This is a genomic window from Reyranella sp., assembly GCF_004297265.1.
Lineage (GTDB): Bacteria > Pseudomonadota > Alphaproteobacteria > Reyranellales > Reyranellaceae > Reyranella.
This window is the reverse complement of record NZ_SCUT01000047.1, coordinates 1-16945: the sequence shown is the minus strand read 5'-3', so window position 1 is coordinate 16945 and position 16945 is coordinate 1. Positions and strand designations below refer to the sequence as shown.

At 65.2% G+C, this 16945-nt stretch carries 12 protein-coding genes and 2 pseudogenes; 6 read left to right on the top strand and 8 right to left on the bottom strand.

Features of this window, described 5'->3' with window-relative positions; translation table 11 throughout:
* Positions 1-111: 111 nt before the first annotated feature.
* Both EPO41_RS20105 and EPO41_RS20100 read right to left on the bottom strand, forming a co-directional pair.
* Entirely contained in the window at positions 112-789 is a 678-nt protein-coding gene (locus EPO41_RS20105) for a nitroreductase (RefSeq protein WP_296328748.1), read from the bottom strand.
* Between the two features lie 89 nt (positions 790-878).
* Positions 879-1319, bottom strand: coding sequence for a hypothetical protein (locus EPO41_RS20100; protein WP_296328746.1), 441 nt, complete (start codon positions 1317-1319; stop codon positions 879-881).
* Between the two features lie 241 nt (positions 1320-1560).
* On the opposite strand from EPO41_RS20100, the gene EPO41_RS20095 reads away from it, so the two are divergent.
* The gene (locus tag EPO41_RS20095; protein ID WP_296328742.1) at positions 1561-5199 is read left to right on the top strand and encodes a Calx-beta domain-containing protein; all 3639 of its coding nucleotides are present in this window, start codon (positions 1561-1563) and stop codon (positions 5197-5199) included.
* A 110-nt stretch (positions 5200-5309) separates the two neighbouring features.
* Here the strand turns inward: EPO41_RS20095 and asd are convergent, their stop codons facing one another.
* Complete coding sequence (gene asd / locus EPO41_RS20090; RefSeq protein ID WP_296328739.1) at positions 5310-6182, bottom strand: archaetidylserine decarboxylase; 873 nt, start codon at positions 6180-6182, stop codon at positions 5310-5312.
* 23 nt (positions 6183-6205) lie between these two features.
* Between asd and EPO41_RS20085 the strand changes: the two genes are divergently transcribed.
* Positions 6206-7933, top strand: a complete 1728-nt coding sequence (locus tag EPO41_RS20085) for an aminotransferase class III-fold pyridoxal phosphate-dependent enzyme (RefSeq protein WP_296328737.1) — start codon at positions 6206-6208, stop codon at positions 7931-7933.
* Here EPO41_RS20085 and EPO41_RS20080 read toward each other — a convergent pair.
* Genes EPO41_RS20080 through EPO41_RS20070 form a run of 3 tightly spaced genes read right to left on the bottom strand, consistent with a single transcriptional unit; the run spans position 7916 to position 10163 of the window.
* Positions 7916-8620, bottom strand: a complete 705-nt coding sequence (locus tag EPO41_RS20080; protein WP_296328734.1) for a hypothetical protein — start codon at positions 8618-8620, stop codon at positions 7916-7918. The two genes, EPO41_RS20085 and EPO41_RS20080, sit on opposite strands and share 18 nt — an antisense overlap.
* 23 nt (positions 8621-8643) lie before the next feature.
* Complete coding sequence (locus EPO41_RS20075) at positions 8644-9486, bottom strand: hypothetical protein (RefSeq protein WP_296328731.1); 843 nt, start codon at positions 9484-9486, stop codon at positions 8644-8646.
* Positions 9483-10163, bottom strand: a complete 681-nt coding sequence (locus tag EPO41_RS20070) for a methyltransferase (protein WP_296328729.1) — start codon at positions 10161-10163, stop codon at positions 9483-9485. The genes EPO41_RS20075 and EPO41_RS20070 overlap by 4 nt, the downstream gene beginning before the upstream one ends.
* Before the next feature lie 541 nt (positions 10164-10704).
* Here EPO41_RS20070 and EPO41_RS20065 point away from each other — a divergent pair.
* From EPO41_RS20065 to EPO41_RS20055, 3 genes and pseudogenes are all read left to right on the top strand, one after another.
* Positions 10705-11154, top strand: a complete 450-nt coding sequence (locus EPO41_RS20065; protein WP_296328726.1) for a potassium channel family protein — start codon at positions 10705-10707, stop codon at positions 11152-11154.
* Between the two features lie 748 nt (positions 11155-11902).
* A pseudogene (locus EPO41_RS20060) lies at positions 11903-13624 on the top strand (DNA topoisomerase); the annotation flags it as partial.
* 15 nt (positions 13625-13639) lie between these two features.
* Positions 13640-14251, top strand: coding sequence for a DUF5710 domain-containing protein (locus EPO41_RS20055; protein ID WP_363247236.1), 612 nt, complete (start codon positions 13640-13642; stop codon positions 14249-14251).
* Between the two features lie 173 nt (positions 14252-14424).
* On the opposite strand, the gene EPO41_RS20050 is transcribed toward EPO41_RS20055, so the two are convergent.
* Positions 14425-14865 carry a cupin domain-containing protein gene (locus EPO41_RS20050; protein ID WP_296328724.1) on the bottom strand — a complete coding sequence of 147 codons (441 nt, stop codon included), beginning with the start codon at positions 14863-14865 and terminating at the stop codon, positions 14425-14427.
* Between the two features lie 509 nt (positions 14866-15374).
* On the opposite strand from EPO41_RS20050, the pseudogene EPO41_RS20045 reads away from it, so the two are divergent.
* Positions 15375-15842: pseudogene (locus EPO41_RS20045) on the top strand (transposase); the annotation flags it as partial.
* 337 nt (positions 15843-16179) lie between these two features.
* On the opposite strand, the gene EPO41_RS20040 reads toward EPO41_RS20045, so the two are convergent.
* On the bottom strand, positions 16180-16945 hold a 766-nt coding region (locus tag EPO41_RS20040), incomplete at its 5' end, for an integrase core domain-containing protein (RefSeq protein ID WP_296328722.1).

The following is a 16945-nucleotide window of genomic DNA, read 5'->3' as shown; positions in this document are numbered from 1 at the left end:
GGGCGCTTTCCAACGCCGCGCGAAGGCCGCACGCCCGCTGCTGAAATCAAGCTATCAGCAGCCCGGAGGAGGTCGTTTGATGCAGGTCAATCGAAGGGGATGGCGACGCGCCTAACCGTCGAAGCCGACGAACACCGCTGCTTCGGCGACGGACTTCCGTTCGGACACGACCGCATTGGCCGGGAAGCTCTCATCCGGCCAGCCCAGCGCGATGCTCTTCATGATGACCTGATCGTCGGCGATGCCGGCATGCTCGCGCACCACGGGCGACTGCATGATGCCCTGGCTGTTGATCACGGCGCCAAGCCCGCGCGACCAGGCGGCGTTGACCAGCGCCGTCGTCACGGCGCCGCAATCGAACGGCGTGTCGTCGCTACCGTCCAGCACGCGATCATAGGTCACGATCACGCACACCGGCGCGTCGAACTGGCGGAAGCCGCGCAGCACCCAGTCCTGGCGCATCTCCTTGTCGTCGCGCGCAATCCCCATGGCGGAGAACAGTTGCTTGGCAACGCCGACCTGCCGATCCCTATGCGGCCCCGCGAAGGGCTGTCCCGTCCGGAACTCCCGCGACTGCGGGATGCCCGCCAGCATCCGCTCGGTGTTGCCCGCGCGGATCCGGTCCAGCGGTTCGCCGGTGAGGACGTAGAAATTCCACGGCTGGGTATTCATCGACGACGGCGCGCGCATCGCCAGCCCGATGATTTCCTCGATCAGCGCCCTGGGGACCGGATCGGGCTTGTAGCCGCGGATGCTCCGGCGACCGAGAATGACGTCATCGAACTGCATTTGCCTGGAGTTCCCCCGCATGCTCCCTGAACCGGCTGCAATTCTCCGGGCATCAGAGCCCGCGCGCAAGGCAGGCCGACCCGCCTCGATCAGCAATTCACGGAGAGCGGGTTGGCTCGATGAACCACGTCATCTTCAGAGGCCGGCACTGTCCTGCGGACCGCGGCCGTCTCCAGCCACTTTCGCGCCCGATCGACTTCGGTGAAGACCCGCATCGGCCGGCGGGGCGTCGCGAGAATCCCGAGAACCCGGGAAAGCAGCGGGTACTTGTCCGCGGGGATGACGACGGCGAGAGGTCCGAGAGGCGCGCCGTCACCATGGAGGGTGCGCATCCGGACGCCGATATTCAGGACATCCAGGGCGCCCATCCTCGTATCCGCCTGACTGCCGTCGAACAGCTTCCGATATCCGAGCGCATCGGAGCCGACCAGGACATCCAGCATCCGGTGAATCTCGTCCGCCTCGACCAGGCCCGTGCAGATAGCTTCGAAAAGCCTCGTTTCAGAATTGATGGTCCAACGCACGGGCATTGCCGATGCTCTCCCAAGGCCATCCCACTGGCCACCCCAATATTACAAGAAAATGTACCACTTGCGGTGTCATTGCAATATTCGCACGCGCAAGCTGCCCGGCCACTTGATGGCGAGAGCGGCTTCGTTGCCATCCGGCGTCCCTCTTTGTAGGCTATCAGATGGCTGGGAGAATCTGACGATGGCAACGTCGTCGGGACCTTTGTGAGAAAAGGTTAGGCAGACCATTTGGGGGGTCGCCATGACGTCGCTGGTCAACAATCTGGGCGGCACCGCCGGTTTCGGTGAGTTCTCACTCCCTGGCAACGACGATGGTTCCACGGGGTTCATCGACCTTACGCCGATCTTCGGCGCGCAAGGCATCAACTTTTTCGGCCGCTACTATACGGGCTTCTATCTCAACAATAACGGCAGCGTGACCTTCAACGCCGCCTCCAGCAGCTTCACGCCGAGCGCGATCACCGGATCGACCAGCAATCCCGTCATCGCCGCCTATTGGGCCGACATCGACACGCGCGGCGGTGCGGTCGCGCCGACGCCGGGCGGCACGTCGGCCGGCACCAACCTGCTCTGGTACGATCTCGATCCCGTCACCCACACCTTCACCGCCACGTGGGACGATGTCGGCTACTACAGCGGCCAGACCAACAAGCTGAACGCCTTCCAGCTCAGCATCCACCAGATCAACGCGCAGGGCGACTTCGACATCACCTTCCGTTACGAGAACGTCGACTGGACGACCGGCAGCGCGTCCGGCGGCAGCAACGGCCTGGGCGGCACACCGGCCAGGGCCGGCTACAGCGCCGGGAATGGCGTCGAATTCTACGAGCTTCCGCAATCCGGCAACCAGGCGGATCTGCTCGCGCTGGAGAGCGCCAGCAACGTCGGCACGGCGGGCACCTTCGTGTTCTCGGTGCGCAACGGCGTGCCAACCGTGGGCATCACCGTCGGTGATGCCGCGGTCGACGAGGGCGATGGTGGCGATCCCCACTACCTCAGCATTCCGGTTTTCCTGACCGAGGCTTCCGCCTCGACCGTCACCGTCCATTACACGACCGCAAACGGTACCGCGCTCGCCGGGCAGGACTATGTCGCACAGAGCGGCATCCTCACCTTCGCGCCCGGGGTGACGCAGCAGAACATCCTCGTCGCCATCGGCGGCGATGCCATCGTCGAGGGCAGCGAGACCTTCACCGTCAGCCTGTCGGATCCGTCGGAGGGCGCGTCGATCCTCGACGGCAGCGCGACGGGTACGATCGTCGACGACGATGCCTCCTTGTCGATCGCGGCGGCCGGCGCCGACGCGGCAGAAGGCAATGCGGGCACCACGGCGCTTACCTTCACCATCACGCGCAGCGGCGACACCGACCGGCCGGCGACCGCCAACTGGGCAGTGAGCGGACCGGCGGTGAACGGCGCCGATTTCGCCGGTGGCACGCTGCCCTCCGGCACAGTCACACTGGGGATCGGCGAGACTTCCAGGACGATCACCCTCCACGTCGCCGGCGACACCCAGCTCGAAGGCGACGAGAGCTTCACCGTCACCCTGTCCAACCCCGGCCCGGGCGCCAGCCTCGGCACGGCCTCGGCCACGGGCATCATCCGCAACGACGATTTCGCGCCGGCGTCGCTCTCGATTGCCGCCACCAGCGCCAGCAAGCGCGAAGGACAGTCGGGCAGCACGCCGTTCACCTTCACCGTCACCCGCTCGGGCGACCTGAGCGGCGCCGCCAGCGCGCACTGGGCTGTTGCGGGTCCGGCGGTCAACGGCGCCGACTTCACGGGCGGCGTGTTGCCGTCCGGCACGGTGAGCTTCGCTGCCGGCGAAAGCTCCAAGCTCATCAGCGTCGGCGTCGCCGGCGACACCGCTGTCGAGACCAACGAGGCCTTCTCGGTGCAGCTGTCCCAGCCCAGCACCGGCGCCATCCTCGGCACCGCCTCGGCGAACGGCCTCATCTGCAACGACGATGCGTCGCTCTCGATTGCCGCCACCAGTGCCAGCAAGCGCGAAGGACAGTCGGGCAGCACGCCGTTCACCTTCACCGTCACCCGCTCGGGCGACCTGAGCGGCACGGCCAGCGCGCACTGGGCTGTTGCGGGACCGGCGGTCAACGGCACCGACTTCACGGGCGGCGTGTTGCCGTCCGGCACGGTGAGCTTCGCCGCCGGCGAAAGCTCCAAAGTCATCAGCATCGGCGTCGCCGGCGATACCGCCGTCGAGACCAACGAGGCCTTCTCGGTGGTGCTGTCCAATCCCAGCGCCGGCGCCATCCTCGGCACCGCCTCGGCGAACGGCCTCATCTGCAACGACGATGCGTCGCTGTCGATCGCCGCCACCAGCGCCAGCAAGCGCGAAGGCCAATCCGGCGGCACACCGTTCACCTTCACCGTCACCCGTACCGGCGACCTGAGCGGTGCCGCGAGCGCGCACTGGGCTGTTGCGGGACCGGCGGTCAACGGCACCGACTTCACGGGCGGCGTGTTGCCGTCCGGCACGGTGAGCTTCGCTGCCGGCGAGACATCGAAGATCATCAGCATCGGCGTCGCCGGCGACACCGCCGTCGAGACCAACGAGGCCTTCTCGGTGGTGCTGTCCAATCCCAGCGCCGGCGCCATCCTCGGCACCGCCTCGGCGAATGGCCTCATCTGCAACGACGACGCATCGCTGTCGATTGCCGCCACCAGTGCCAGCAAGCGCGAAGGACAGTCGGGCAGCACGCCGTTCACCTTCACCGTCACCCGCTCGGGCGACCTCAGCGGCACGGCCAGCGCCCACTGGGCCGTCACCGGTCCGGCGGTCAACGGCACCGACTTCACGGGCGGTGTGCTGCCATCCGGCACGGTGAGCTTCGCCGCGGGCGAGACCTCGAAGGTCATCAGCATCGGTGTCGCAGGCGATACCGCCGTCGAGGCCAACGAAGCCTTCTCGGTGCAGCTGTCCCAGCCCAGTGCCGGCGCCATCCTCGGCACAGCCTCGGCGAACGGCCTCATCTGCAACGACGATGCGTCGCTGTCGATCGTTGCGACCCATGCCGACGGGTCCGAAGGGGATCAGGGCACCACCCCCTTCACCTTCACCGTCACCCGTACCGGCGACCTGAGCGGCACGGCCAGCGCGCACTGGGCTGTTGCAGGGCCGGCGGTTGACGGCGCCGACTTCACGGGCGGCGTGTTGCCGACGGGCACGGTGAGCTTCGCCGCCGGTGAAAGCTCCAAGGTCATCAGCATCGGCGTCGCTGGCGACAGCACCGTCGAGTCGAACGAGGCCTTCTCGGTGCATCTGTCCCAGCCGGCCGCCGGCACCAGCCTCGGCAACGCCTCGGCCAGCGGCATCATCCGCAACGACGACGTCTCCCTGTCGATCGCCGCCACCAGCGCCGACAAACCCGAAGAGGATCTGGGCGCTACGCCGTTCACCTTCGCCGTCACCCGCTCGGGCGACCTGAGCGGCGCGACCAGCGTCAATTGGGCCGTGAGCGGGACCGACGTCGTCGACTCGGATTTCATTCCATTCCACGAGCTTCTGGGCTCCGCCGGCCTGATTTCCCTGACGGCCTCCATCATCGGTTCCTTCTTTCCCCAGACCCCCTCCGAAGCCGATGCCTCCTTTCCGCCCTTCTCTCTCTACGGCGGCATCCTGCCGTCCGGCCAGGTGAGCTTCGCCGCCGGGGAGTCCTCCAAGGCGGTCACGGTCTGGGTCCTCGGCGAGACGCTGGTGGAACGAAACGAAAGTTTCCGTGTCACCCTGTCCCATGCCAGTGAAGGAGCGGTCATCAACACCGCGTCGGCCGTCGGAACCATCCGTAACGATGACAGTGCCTACACGGTCGAGTCCTTCCTCAGCCACGTCATGGGCGCGGACCTGCTGGGCTGGTCCTGACGAACCACGACAGGAGCGGCCGGTCATCGAAATGAAACGCCGGCCTCACGAGACGGCAACGCGACTGTTGCATTGGAACGGGAGTGTCCGCCTCCCGCTCCCCGGTCGAATCAGGGCAGAACCATCAGGCGCTGGCCCATCCGGATTTTCGTGCCGTCGGCGATGCCGTCGCACAGGCGAAAGCCGCGCGGGGCGAAGACGATGATCGTGGACCCGTGCTCGAACCAGCCCAGCTCGTCGCCCCGTCGCACGCGCGTCGCGCAGGCGATGTCGGCCGCGCCGCGATAGTTCATGTTCATCACGACGTCGAGGAAGTGCAGCCGGATACCGGCGACCAGGATCGCCGCGACCGGCACCAGAGCCACCGGATGGCCGCCCGCGGCGAGCCGCAAGCGCAGCACCGCGCGCTCGTTGCGGCAGAACAGGCGCTCGACCCGCCTGAGCGCGATCGGATTCACGTTCCAAGTGTCGCCCGACACGTAGGTCACGCGCTCGACCGTCGCGTCGTGCGGCGCGTGGAAACGATGGTACATGCTCGAGGTCAGCCGCAGCGTGACGTAGGTCCCGTCGCGATAGGTCTCGACCAGGCCCGGGTCGATCAGCAGATCCTCGAGCCGGTAGGGAAACCCCTTGGCCTGGAACAGTTCGGAGCCCCGGACGGCGCCGCACGCACCGACGATCCCGTCGCAGGGACTGACCAGCATCGAGGGATCGGCGTCGAGCGGCCGCGCGCCGGCGCGCAGCTCGCGTGTGAAGCAGTCGCGCAGACTCCGGAAGGACGTCTTCTTCGACTCGGTGAGGTCGAGATCGGCGAACAGGCGCCAGACCGCGATCGAGGCGCGCGTCAGCGCCGGGCTCTCGATGCGGCTGAACCAGCCCATCCAGCGCGTCGCGAGCCTTCGCGGGATGCGGTTGGTCAGCAGGAAATTGATGTCCTCCTGGTGGAGGACCTTCAGCAGTTGCGACTGCACGCTCTTGGCCACGACGACAACTCCGGGGAAGCTGGATGACGAATCTGATGGATGGCGAGACCCTGGCGGCGCTGGCCGCGGGAGGGTTGGCGCTGGGGCTGCTGCTGCCCCGGCTGCGCGACCGCCTGCAGCTTTCGCGGGCCAAGCACCGCTCCCTCGCCGGCCATGCGCGTATGTCGCGGCGCATCGCCGGCCTGGTCCCGCGCTACGTCTACGGGGACGACCTGTTCTTCCGCGCCGACGATGCCAGCGAGGCCGTCGCTTCCCGCCGCAAGGCGGGCTTCGAGGCGCTGGCGGAGACCTTGCGCTCGGGCACCGGTCGCACGCTGCAGGTGACCTCGGAGGCGACGCGCCACATCTCCGACCTGCAGTTCACCGAAAGCTACCGCGTCCCGTTCCAGTTCAGTCCACGCGTCCGGGCGGCGCTGCCGGCCGGCGCCTTCGTCGCCTCCTCCGAGGGTGTCCAGGTCACCGATCTCGACGGCACGGCGCGCTACGACCTCAGCGGCTCCTATGGCGTGAACCTGCTGGGCTACGACTTCTACAAGGGCTGCATGGAGCGCGGCGCCCGCCGCGTCGCCGGACTGGGGCCGGTTCTCGGGGCCTATCCCGATCTCGTCGCCGACAATGCGCGGCGGCTCGCCCGCATTTCCGGCAAGCCGGAAGTGTCGTTCCACATGTCGGGCACGGAAGCGGTGATGCAGGCCGTGCGACTGGCGCGCTATCACACCGGCCGCTCGCACCTGGTGCGCTTCTGCGGCGCGTACAACGGCTGGTGGGGCGACGTGCAGCCCGGCGTCGGCAATCCGGTGGCCGCGCACGATACCTACACCCTGGCGGATCTGTCGGAGAAGACGCTCGCCGTCCTGCGCCGCCGCACCGACATCGCCTGCGTGCTGGTCAACCCGATCCAGGCCATGCACCCTAACCAGGGAGCGCCCGCCGATTCCACCCTGATCGCCAGCCGGCCGGACCGCAGCGTCAGCCGGGAGACCTATGCCGCCTGGCTGAAGGCCCTGCGCCAGGTCTGCACCGAGCGCGGCATCGTTCTCATCCTCGACGAGGTCTTCGTCGGCTTCCGGCTCGCGGCCGGCGGCGCCCAGGAATATTTCGGCATCGAGGCCGACCTGGTGACCTACGGCAAGACGGTGGGCGGCGGGTTTCCGATCGGCGTCGTGTGCGGCGACCACCGCCTGATGAAGCGGTTCCGGGACGACCGGCCGGCCGACATCTGCTTTGCGCGCGGCACCTTCAACGCCCATCCCTATGTGATGGGGGCGATGAACGAATTCCTGCTCCATCTCGACTCGCCCGGCATGCAGCAGGTCTATCGCGACCTCGACGAGACCTGGGACCGGCGGGCTGCCGATCTCAATCGTCGGCTGGCCGAGCGGCGACTGCCGGTGCGCATCGGACACCTTTCGTCGATCTGGACGGTCTGCTACCCGACCGCCTCGCGCTATCACTGGATGTTCCAGTACTATCTCAAGGCCCATGGAATTGCGCTGAGCTGGGTGGGCACGGGGCGCCTGATCTTCAGCCTCAACTTCACCGAGGAGCAGTTCCAGGCGGTGGCCGACCGCTTCGTCGCGGCGGCCGAAGCGATGCAGCGCGACGGCTGGTGGGAGCCGGGAGCGCTCGCCACCGACCGCGCGATCAAGCGGCGCATCCTGCGCGAGATGGCATCGCACCTGCTGGGCTTCCCGGGTCGGGGACGCAAGGAGCGGCTGCTCGGGCCGCAGCCTCTAGATGCTGCCCTTTGAGGCCGGGGCAACGGCGTCCTCGACGACGGTCGGGGGCAGCTCGGGAATGACCTCGCGCAGCAGCTCGTCGGAAACGATGGGAGCCGCGACGGCCTGCGGCGTGTGGCGGCTGTGCCGGCCGGTCAGGAGTTCCCACGGCGCGCGGTGATAGAGCTTGATGTCGTGGAACGGATCGGTGGCGATCTTGGTCACCCAGACCAGCCCGGTGGTCAGGTCCTTGGTCACGAACAGCTGAACCGCGCGGAAGGCGATGCCGGCCAGCCCGACGACCAGCCACAGCTCGCCCACATGGGTCATGAACCCGGCCCAGTCGGCGTGCGGCGCGAAGAGGCCCAGCAGGGTGGGATCGACCACCAGCAGCAGCGGCGACGCCGCCCATACCGCGAGCAGGACCAGCTTGCGCTTGATGTTGTAGCCGACCTTGATCTCCTCCTTGTATTCGTCGGTCGCCTGGTTGACGGCGTCGTAGCCGCGCGGCTCGAAGAACAGGTGGCCGACCTGGCGGGTCGTCATCGCGACCAGCCAGCCGATCAGGGCCGCCATGGCGGGATCGGTGAAGGCAACGACATAGGCGAACAGGAAGCTGGTCGCGCTCAGCAGGTGCAGCGACTGGTTGACCTTGCTGTGATGGTAGTAGCGATGGTCGTCCCATCGCTGGACCTTCAACTCGTGCAACAGTCCGGTCATGGTATTTTCCTTTGGTGGGGGCGCTACAGGTTGACGACGAAAATGCCGGCGGCAGCGGCGGCTATCGCGGCCGCGGCAATCGCCGCGAGCGGCACCAGCGGGTGCACGATGTTGAGACGACGGAACAGGTTGCAGAGGTAGCCCACGGCCTTCTGCGCCGGCGTGCGCGGGCTCTTCGAATATTCCATCGCCGCCTTCACGACGTAGAAGACTGCCGTGTTGGCCGCGAGCGCGAACCGGCCGCGGAGGCCGGCGCCCGGGGCGGTCACGAGGTAGTTGCACTTCAGCAGGATGCGCTGCGGCGCGCCTTGCGTGTAGCTGCCCTCGACCCAGTGCAGCTCGCGATGGAAGTCGAGCAGGCCGAACTCGTAGGTGGTGAAGGCCTTCTCGACCCGGCTGTCGCCGAACACCACCTTGTAGCTCGCGTCGGACTGGAGATAGATCAGCGCCCGCACGACCCTGCTCGACGAGAGAAATCGCAGGTTGCCGTCATAGTGCCTGTCGAACAGGCCCTGGTCGCCGCCGCGATCCTTGTTGTAGTGCGAGATGTAGAGTTCGTCGGTGTGCTTCATCGGCTCGAAGCCGCTGCCGGCCGGAACCCGGCGCAGGATCAGCTCGCGGATGACCGGACTGTCGCGCAGCCGGTCGATCCGGTCGACGATGTCGGCGGGCAGCGTCGAGAGGTAGACGTGGCATGACGGCCGCTTGGCCAACGCCTCGCGGAAACGGTCCTCGACCCAGCGCGACAGGCCGTCGATCAGGGCGCGGTCTTCGGCGCTCTCGAAGCGGCCGATCGTGGCGGGAAACAGGGTGGAGACCGCGCCCCGCGTCGAGCCCGGGGCGGTGGAATCGAGAATGTCGGTCACGAGGTTTCCTGGCTGAGGCGGCTCGCTACGGCGTGGTTGCCCGCGGCCATCATGGTGGCCATCGTCGCGGTCGCCGCCGTGGCCGCGAGGACGACGAGTCCCGCCAGCCTTATGGCCGGGCGGCGGCCCGGTCCCGCCCGCTCCATCGCGAGCAGGCCGATGTTCAAGAGGACGTGCAGTGCGGCGAGCGGCCACCAGGCGGCGCGGAAGGCCGGGTTGAGCAAGGTGCCGCCGAAGGCCATCACGTTGCCCGCGATCATCGGGTGGGACATCAGGGAATAGGGAAACGCCGTGACCCGGCGCGCGGGCAGCCCGGCCAGCTCGTGGCCGTAGTAGGTCCGGTCGATCCCCAGCACCGCAGCGGCACGCGCGTTGAGGAGAATGCCGAGGGTGATCACGCCGAGGGAGAGGAGATCGGGCGGCGCCTGCAGGTAGACGAAGGCGAGCGCGGCGACCGACACGGCCTTCAGCAGCATCGCGTCGCGCTTGAAGACCTCGAACGAGCGGACGCCCCAGGCGAAGGCGTACCAGTAGAGGCCGTAATAGACGAAGCTCGCGAGGTAGATCGCGACGGCCGGCTCACGGCCGATCGCGGCCCCGGCCAGCACGGCGGCGACGATCGTCCAGCAGGCGAGAGACGGCCCGCGCCGGTCGAGGATGCTACGAATCCGGGACACCACGCGAAAACCCATATGCCGGGCATGTTGCCGGCCCATGAAGAAACCGCGTCGGTTCGTTGACCCGTGCCGGGCGGGCGACCAGAAAAATGCAGTCGCCCTGCGTCGAAACAGGCGGCTGGCCCGCGGATTCCTTTTTTTCGTTTCGACTGTTTCGTTTGTTTCGATTATTTCGTTTATGCGCGATGATAATTTCGCACAGAGGAATTAGCATCGCGCCGAGATGGACTGCGGGAAGCGAGCGCGATCAAGCACATAACGCCAAGTGCGACATGATACGTCCCACCACCGAATGCTGCACATTCAACACGTTGAAACGTGACCCCGGCGGGGCCGCTCGCCGCCCAACGTGACAAGGTGAGGATACCGGCGTAGCCGTGCTCACGAGGGCTGCTCCCAGCAGTGCGACACACCGGGCGGCGCGAGACTTCGGTGGGTCGATCGCTGCAAGTGCATGGCTGAACCAGTCCGGCGACGTTACCGTCACCAACTTTCGACCCTGGCTCTTCCAGGGGTTCATCCGGGAACTGTCGGACAACGCATGTTTGCCAACCTCGCGCTCGCGACCTTCATGGTCAGCCTCACCGCCGCCATCCATCTCGGTGGCCTGCTCGGCCTCTTGTGGGTGCTGCGCAACAGGGCTCATCGCATCCGGGCCCATGAAAGCCACCTCGTCCCGCTCGGCGTCATCCTGTTCGTGGTCCTGGGACTGGTGGCCATCCATTCGGTCGAGATCTGGCTGTACGGGGCCGCCTTCTGGGCGATCGGTGCCGTGGGAGACTTCGAAACGGCCCTCTATTTTTCGACCGTGACCTTCACGACCCTGGGCTACGGGGACGTCGTGCTCGCGGGCAACTGGCGGCTGTTCGGCGCGATCGAGGCGGGCAACGGGCTGATCCTGTTCGGCTGGTCGACAGCTTTCCTGCTTTCCGTCACCAGCCGGCTGAGATTGCTGGAGCATGACTGGCTGGAGAAAACCAACGCCGATTGAGGCTTTCGCCGGCGCGACAGAAACGGGCGTCCAGGTGCCGGATCAATATGGATCAATGAAGGAAATGGTGCCCCGAGACGGAATCGAATTGCCTCTTAGGAGATTGATATTGAAGGTTTATTTCCATCTCCATTTTCCGGTGTACCCGTCAATGTACCCAGCGCTCAACAGCCATGCGAAGGCGGTTTGGGGTGGCAAACAGCGTATCCACGCTTGGGTGACTTCTCGCTAAGCCGGCCACTCAACAGAAGAATGCACTTCGCGCCATCCTCCCTCACGCGCTGATGTTATTTCGACAGAATCGTGCGTGGCCCCCGCTAGAGCACCCTGTTCGCATTCGTCGGGTAGGTCCTCATTTTCACGGCGCATAAGACGTCACTATGTTCATGCGCTACGTCCACACCGAAGACCATCCAGTGAGGACGACGGTTGAGGCGGTGGCATCACGACGTCAAAGCCGGATCGGCGGCGTGGTGTCGGCCACTGACACAGTTTCCGCTCCAATGCTGGCAATTTCGCCTGGGACACTCGCGGAGCCGAGCGCGAGAGGTGAGAAGCCGCCAGGTTTTGGCGATGGTCACTACCGCTCTCGTTCGCGCACACGGCGGATGTATCGACCGAACGCCACGGGCTTTCCCTCTTGGGTGGCGGTTATGCGCAAATACATCAGACGACAGTTGTGATCGCCGGGCGTTCCCAATATGTTCTCGTTGGATTGGAGTCAAATCGCTCCGTCAAATGAGCCCAAATGGCCGACCAGATCGTCATCACAGAGAAGACCAGCCAGGCAAAGGATGTTCGCGCGGCCGTCGGTGCCCGCTATGGCACCATCCTTCCGGCGGAAGGCCATTTGATCGACCTGCAGGAACCGGAGGATGCGGATCCTGCATGGAAGCGCTGGTCGGCGATCCTGCTGAAGCCCGAGGGTCTGTACGGCACACGTCCTGCGGCCGGTGGAAACAAGGCTGCCAAGCTTGCGGCCATCCGAGAGGCGTTACGTTCGGCAAAGCGGGTGTGGCTGGCCACGGACTGCGATCGGGAGGGTCAGTTGATCGGTCAGGAGATTCTTGAGCATTACAAGTATCGCGGTGAGGTAATGCGGGTCCTGTTCACGGCTCAGGACTCACAGACCATCCGCAATGCTTTTGGTCAGGCAAAACCCAACTCCGAGTATGCCCGACTGTATGCCGCCGCCGTCGCGCGTCGGCAGGCCGACCAAATCTACAATCTCTCCCTCACCCGCACCGCAACCGTAATCCTGGGACAGGGCGCGCGAGGGGTGATCGGGGTGGGGCGCGTAAAAACGCCGACGCTGGCGATCGTTTGCAAGCGTGAACTCGAGCTCAGGAACTTCGTACCGGTGACCTATTATGAAGTCGTCGCTACGGCGACGGTCGCCAGCGGCGAGTTCAAGATGCGGCATGCACCGCAAGACCGCATCCTGAAGAAGTAAGCCGCCAATACCGTCGCGTCAGCGGCTCAGGGCTTCGAGGGTCCGCTCGCGGTGAAAGTCGAGGACAAGAAGCAAAGCCCACCCAAGCTGCATGATCTGCCGTCGCTGCAGAAACTCTGCTCGTCGCGCTTCGGCTGGTCGGCAGCCAAGACCTTGGAGGTCGCCCAAGAGCTCTATGATGGCCAGGGCAAGAAGATCATCACCTATCCCCGCGCGGAAGTGCGCTATCTGCCGGAGAGCCTCATCGCGGACGTGCCCATGATCGTGGCCGGCTTACAAGTCGGTCAGTCTTTCAAGTCGATCCTTGTCCCCGCGCCGCCGATCATTCGTCGAGGCGCAAGCGGGCCATTCCACGACAGGGGGCTCGACGGGGCCAGCCATCACGCGGTCATCCCCAACGTCAACACCGTCGACAGCTTGCGCGAAGTCTGGCCGCGCCTGTCCCTCGATGAGAAGAAGCTGTTCGACGTCATCGCCCGAGCCTATCTCGCGAGCCTCATGCCCGACTTCCGCTACCGCCAGACAACCGCGACGCTCGACGTAAAGGACTTCCCATTCAAGGCGACCGGTCGCCAGCCCATCGACCTTGGGTGGCGCGCGGCCTTTCCAGAATGGCAGCCAGCCGACGAGAAGGGTGATGGCGGGCAACTCCTTCCTGCGATGCGCGACGGCGAGACCGCGCAATTGCACGATCCGACCGTCGAGACCAAGGAAACCAAGCCCCCTTCCCGCTACAGCGAGGGCACGCTGATCGAGGCGATGCAGAATGCCTGGCGGTTCGTGGACGACGAGGTACTGCGCGATCGCCTGAAGGAAGCCAAGGGGATCGGCACGCCAGCGACGCGCGCCGAGATCATCGGTGGGCTGAAGAAGCAGGATTTTCTGGTCGCCCAGGGCAAGAACGTCGTTCCGACCGAGACTGGGTTAAAGCTGTTCGGTGTCCTGAAGCAGGCTGATCCCGCTCTGGTCGATCCCGGCGTGACGGCGCAGCTCGAGTGCCTCCTGGACGATGTCGTGGTCGGCAAGCAGGGGATGGTGGGCGCCATCGATGCCGTATGTGATGTGGCGCTGCGCATTATCGGCAAGCTGACGCAAGGTGCGGCGTCTGGCGGGCCTCCATTGCTTGGTCCTGCACGCGGCGGCAGCGGCGGCGAACGTCCACCGACGCCTGCGATGAAGCAGTTTGCCGTGGCCCTTGCCCGTCAGAAAGGCGTCAGGCTCCCTGCCGGCTATGGCACATCCGGCTCCATCTGCCGTGCGTTCCTCGAGCAACATGCCCCCAAGAAGGCCCGCGGAGAGACTTCGGCGGCACCTGCTTCCGGGGCCACAAGCCCCACGCAAGCCTCAGGAACTGAGGGCACGCAACCCGCCCGTAAACGCCGCCAGGCCAAGGGCGCGACAGCCCCTACACCGTCGCCCAAGAAAGCGGCACGCGCCAAGAGGCCGCGAAAGCCGGCATTCGGCAATCCACCGGTAAAGGCGCCCGGCCTTCACCTGCGTGATGTCGGCCGCAACACCCCGCTCAGAATTCCTTATGGCAACAAGGAAGTCGCAAAAAAACTCGGGGCGCTTTACGGCGCCCACGGGTGGTATGCGCCTCCCGGCGTCGATCTCTCCGCCTTCAAGGAAAACGGCTGGCTATAAGTTCCTGGCATCTGCTTCCACGTTGCGGCCGACCGGTCGACGGTCGACACTCCATCGCGAAGGCAAGATGCGATGCGCGCGCGACCCACTTGGAGAAGTGACACTTGCTCCAACTCGGTCGACCAAGCCACTGCTGGAATTGTGATCGAGACAATCGCGGCATTTTGAAAAACCTAAGCAACAGTAACGCCGTTCTGCCCAAGTATCTCTAACAGTCTCGGAACGTCTGTAGCTCCCACGGGGCTGGCCTGATCGACGGCGGTGAACATTTGGGTGGCCAGAGCATTCGCTCCCGTGATTTCCAGCATCTGGCCGCCGCCTACGCCATACTGAAACCCGTGCACGGTGCCACAAGGGATATGCACTAGTGTACCGGGTAGGCACACCTGGGTCCGTCCATCGCAAAGAAATCGGATCTCACCGCTCAATACGTAGAATGCTTCGTCCCAGCCGTGACTGTGCGCAGGCGGGCCGGTACCTTCATCACCGCGCTGCAGCGTTATTCCATAGCTCTGCGCCTCACTGTTTGCAGCCAGGACAGTGACTTTCGTACCGGCTACATTGAGCGCACGCGGTTGTTGATCGGGCGGCAGCACAAAATATGAACTAGCCATTCTTACAACCTCTACTTGACGCTTGATGGTACGGCATTTAGCGGCGTCCAGCCCGTCTCAGACAAGCACTCTCTGTCGCTGAACACGCCGGCAGCAATTTCGTCCGGATTCTTCTGTAGTCCTGTGGCGCTGCGAGCGAGATCAAGCGCCAGCTTTGACATCGCGGCCGGCAAGGACGGGCCCATCCCCACCTGAAAGAGGCACCAGTGCAGCGCGGGCCTGAATTTGGACTCATGGTGGGGCAGAAGACTGCTGTCGAAGGAGACTACTTCACCGAGTTTGCCTCGTGAGCCCCGTCCGGATTGGTGATGGCGATAGGAACGATCTGGCTGGCGTCGTCCCACGACGACGATGTCCACTCAGTGCAGAACGACCCTTTGCACTGAGTACTGCAGCGCGGATTAGGCCGCTGACCTGGGCCCGGAGAACTCGGCCAGTTAGAGGTAGAATTCCTCTTCGAGTGCTCCGAGACCGAACTTTGGACTACAGGGGATCGTTGGCTGCGAGCGATGAGCGAGATTGCGAACGCAGCGCTCGGCGGGCTGTCGGGGAGTTCGCGGCGATGTATCCGGCTCGGCTGGGACGACCGTCGAGCGCGCCGGAACCTTTGTTGCGGGCGATGCTACTGCAAGCGTTCTACGGCATCCGGTCGGAATGGCAACTGATGGAGCGGATAGAGTTCGACCTTCTGTTCCGCCGGTTCGTGGGTCTGGGGTAGACGACCCGGCGTGGGACCATCGAGCTTCTCGAGGAACCGGGACCGGCTGCTGGAGGGCGAGATCGCGCCGAAGTTCCTTGCGACGGGTGTGGCCCAACCGAGGGTTAAGCGACGCCAGTCGACCGATCACTTCTCGGTGAACGGGACGCTGCTGGAAGCATAGGCGCCGATTAAGAGCTTCCGGCGCAAGGACGGGAGCGACAACGAAGCGACGGGCGGTGGGCGCAACGCTGAGCGCGACCTTTACAAAGAGTTCCGAGCATCCCTGATCCCCCCGTACCTGGCCGTTCATGCGCGTTACGCCGACCTAATGTTGCTCGGACGGCCCGCTCTTCCGCACCGTCTTTCGGGCGGCTCGATCTGCCTGAAACTATGCAATTGTCTGCCGGTTAGCCGACCCTCGTCTTGTTGAAGACCGACGCGCGCTCGGCGTGCGCCAAGGCCGTCAAGGAGACCGTCATGGAACCGCCGGCCGGTGGCGCTATTTCCGCGAAGGTCCAGTTGAATACGCTGCCTGATAGTTTCCGGCATTGCCGGGAAACAAGGCGTGTACTGAGACGGTAATCGGCTGACAGTTGCCGCGCCCTGACCGGTAGTCAGGCGGCTTCAGTCTGGTCGATGTTCTGGTCGTTGTCCTCCTGTGGGTTGTCGTTTGCGGGTATACGGTCGAGGAAGGCGCGGCCGGGGGTGCGGCCGTTCATGCCACGGCCTTGGTGTGGCCTGGCAGTGTTGTAGGTGACGAGGTAGGCGTCGAGCGCCTCCTGCATCTGCTCGACGGTCTCGAACCATGTCCTGCGGCCTTCGACGCGGAAGTGCTCGTCGAGCAGCGTGCGATGGAAGCGCTCGACAATCCCGTTTGACTGCGGACGCCGGACCTTGGTCTTGCGGTGCTCGATGCCTTCGAGCTGAAGGAACAGCTCGTAGGGATGGCGGTCTGGCCGGCCGCAGAACTCGCGGCCATTGTCCGACAACACGGTCTTGATCGGCACGCCGTGTTCCTCGAAGTGGGGCACGACGTCCGTGTTGAGCAGGTGCACGGCGGTCAGCGGCATCTTGTTGGTGTAGAGCCTGCCCCAGGCGAAGCGGGAGCAGCAGTCGATCGCTGTCTGCAGGTAGACCTTGCCGATCGCTTTCAGGTGACCCACGAAGAACGTGTCGACGGCCACCAGATCGCCGCTGTGGTGGGCCTCGATGTGGCGTTCGCGGAACTCCGGGCTGAAGCGTTCGAGAGCCGCCACCTGTTCTTCGTTGAGCTGCACGACACGGTCGGCCGAGGCCTTCTCCAGTCGCATCAGCCGGTCGTGCTTGCCGAGCAGGCCGTGGCGGCTCCACACGCCGCGCACCCCGCTCGACGAGACCTGG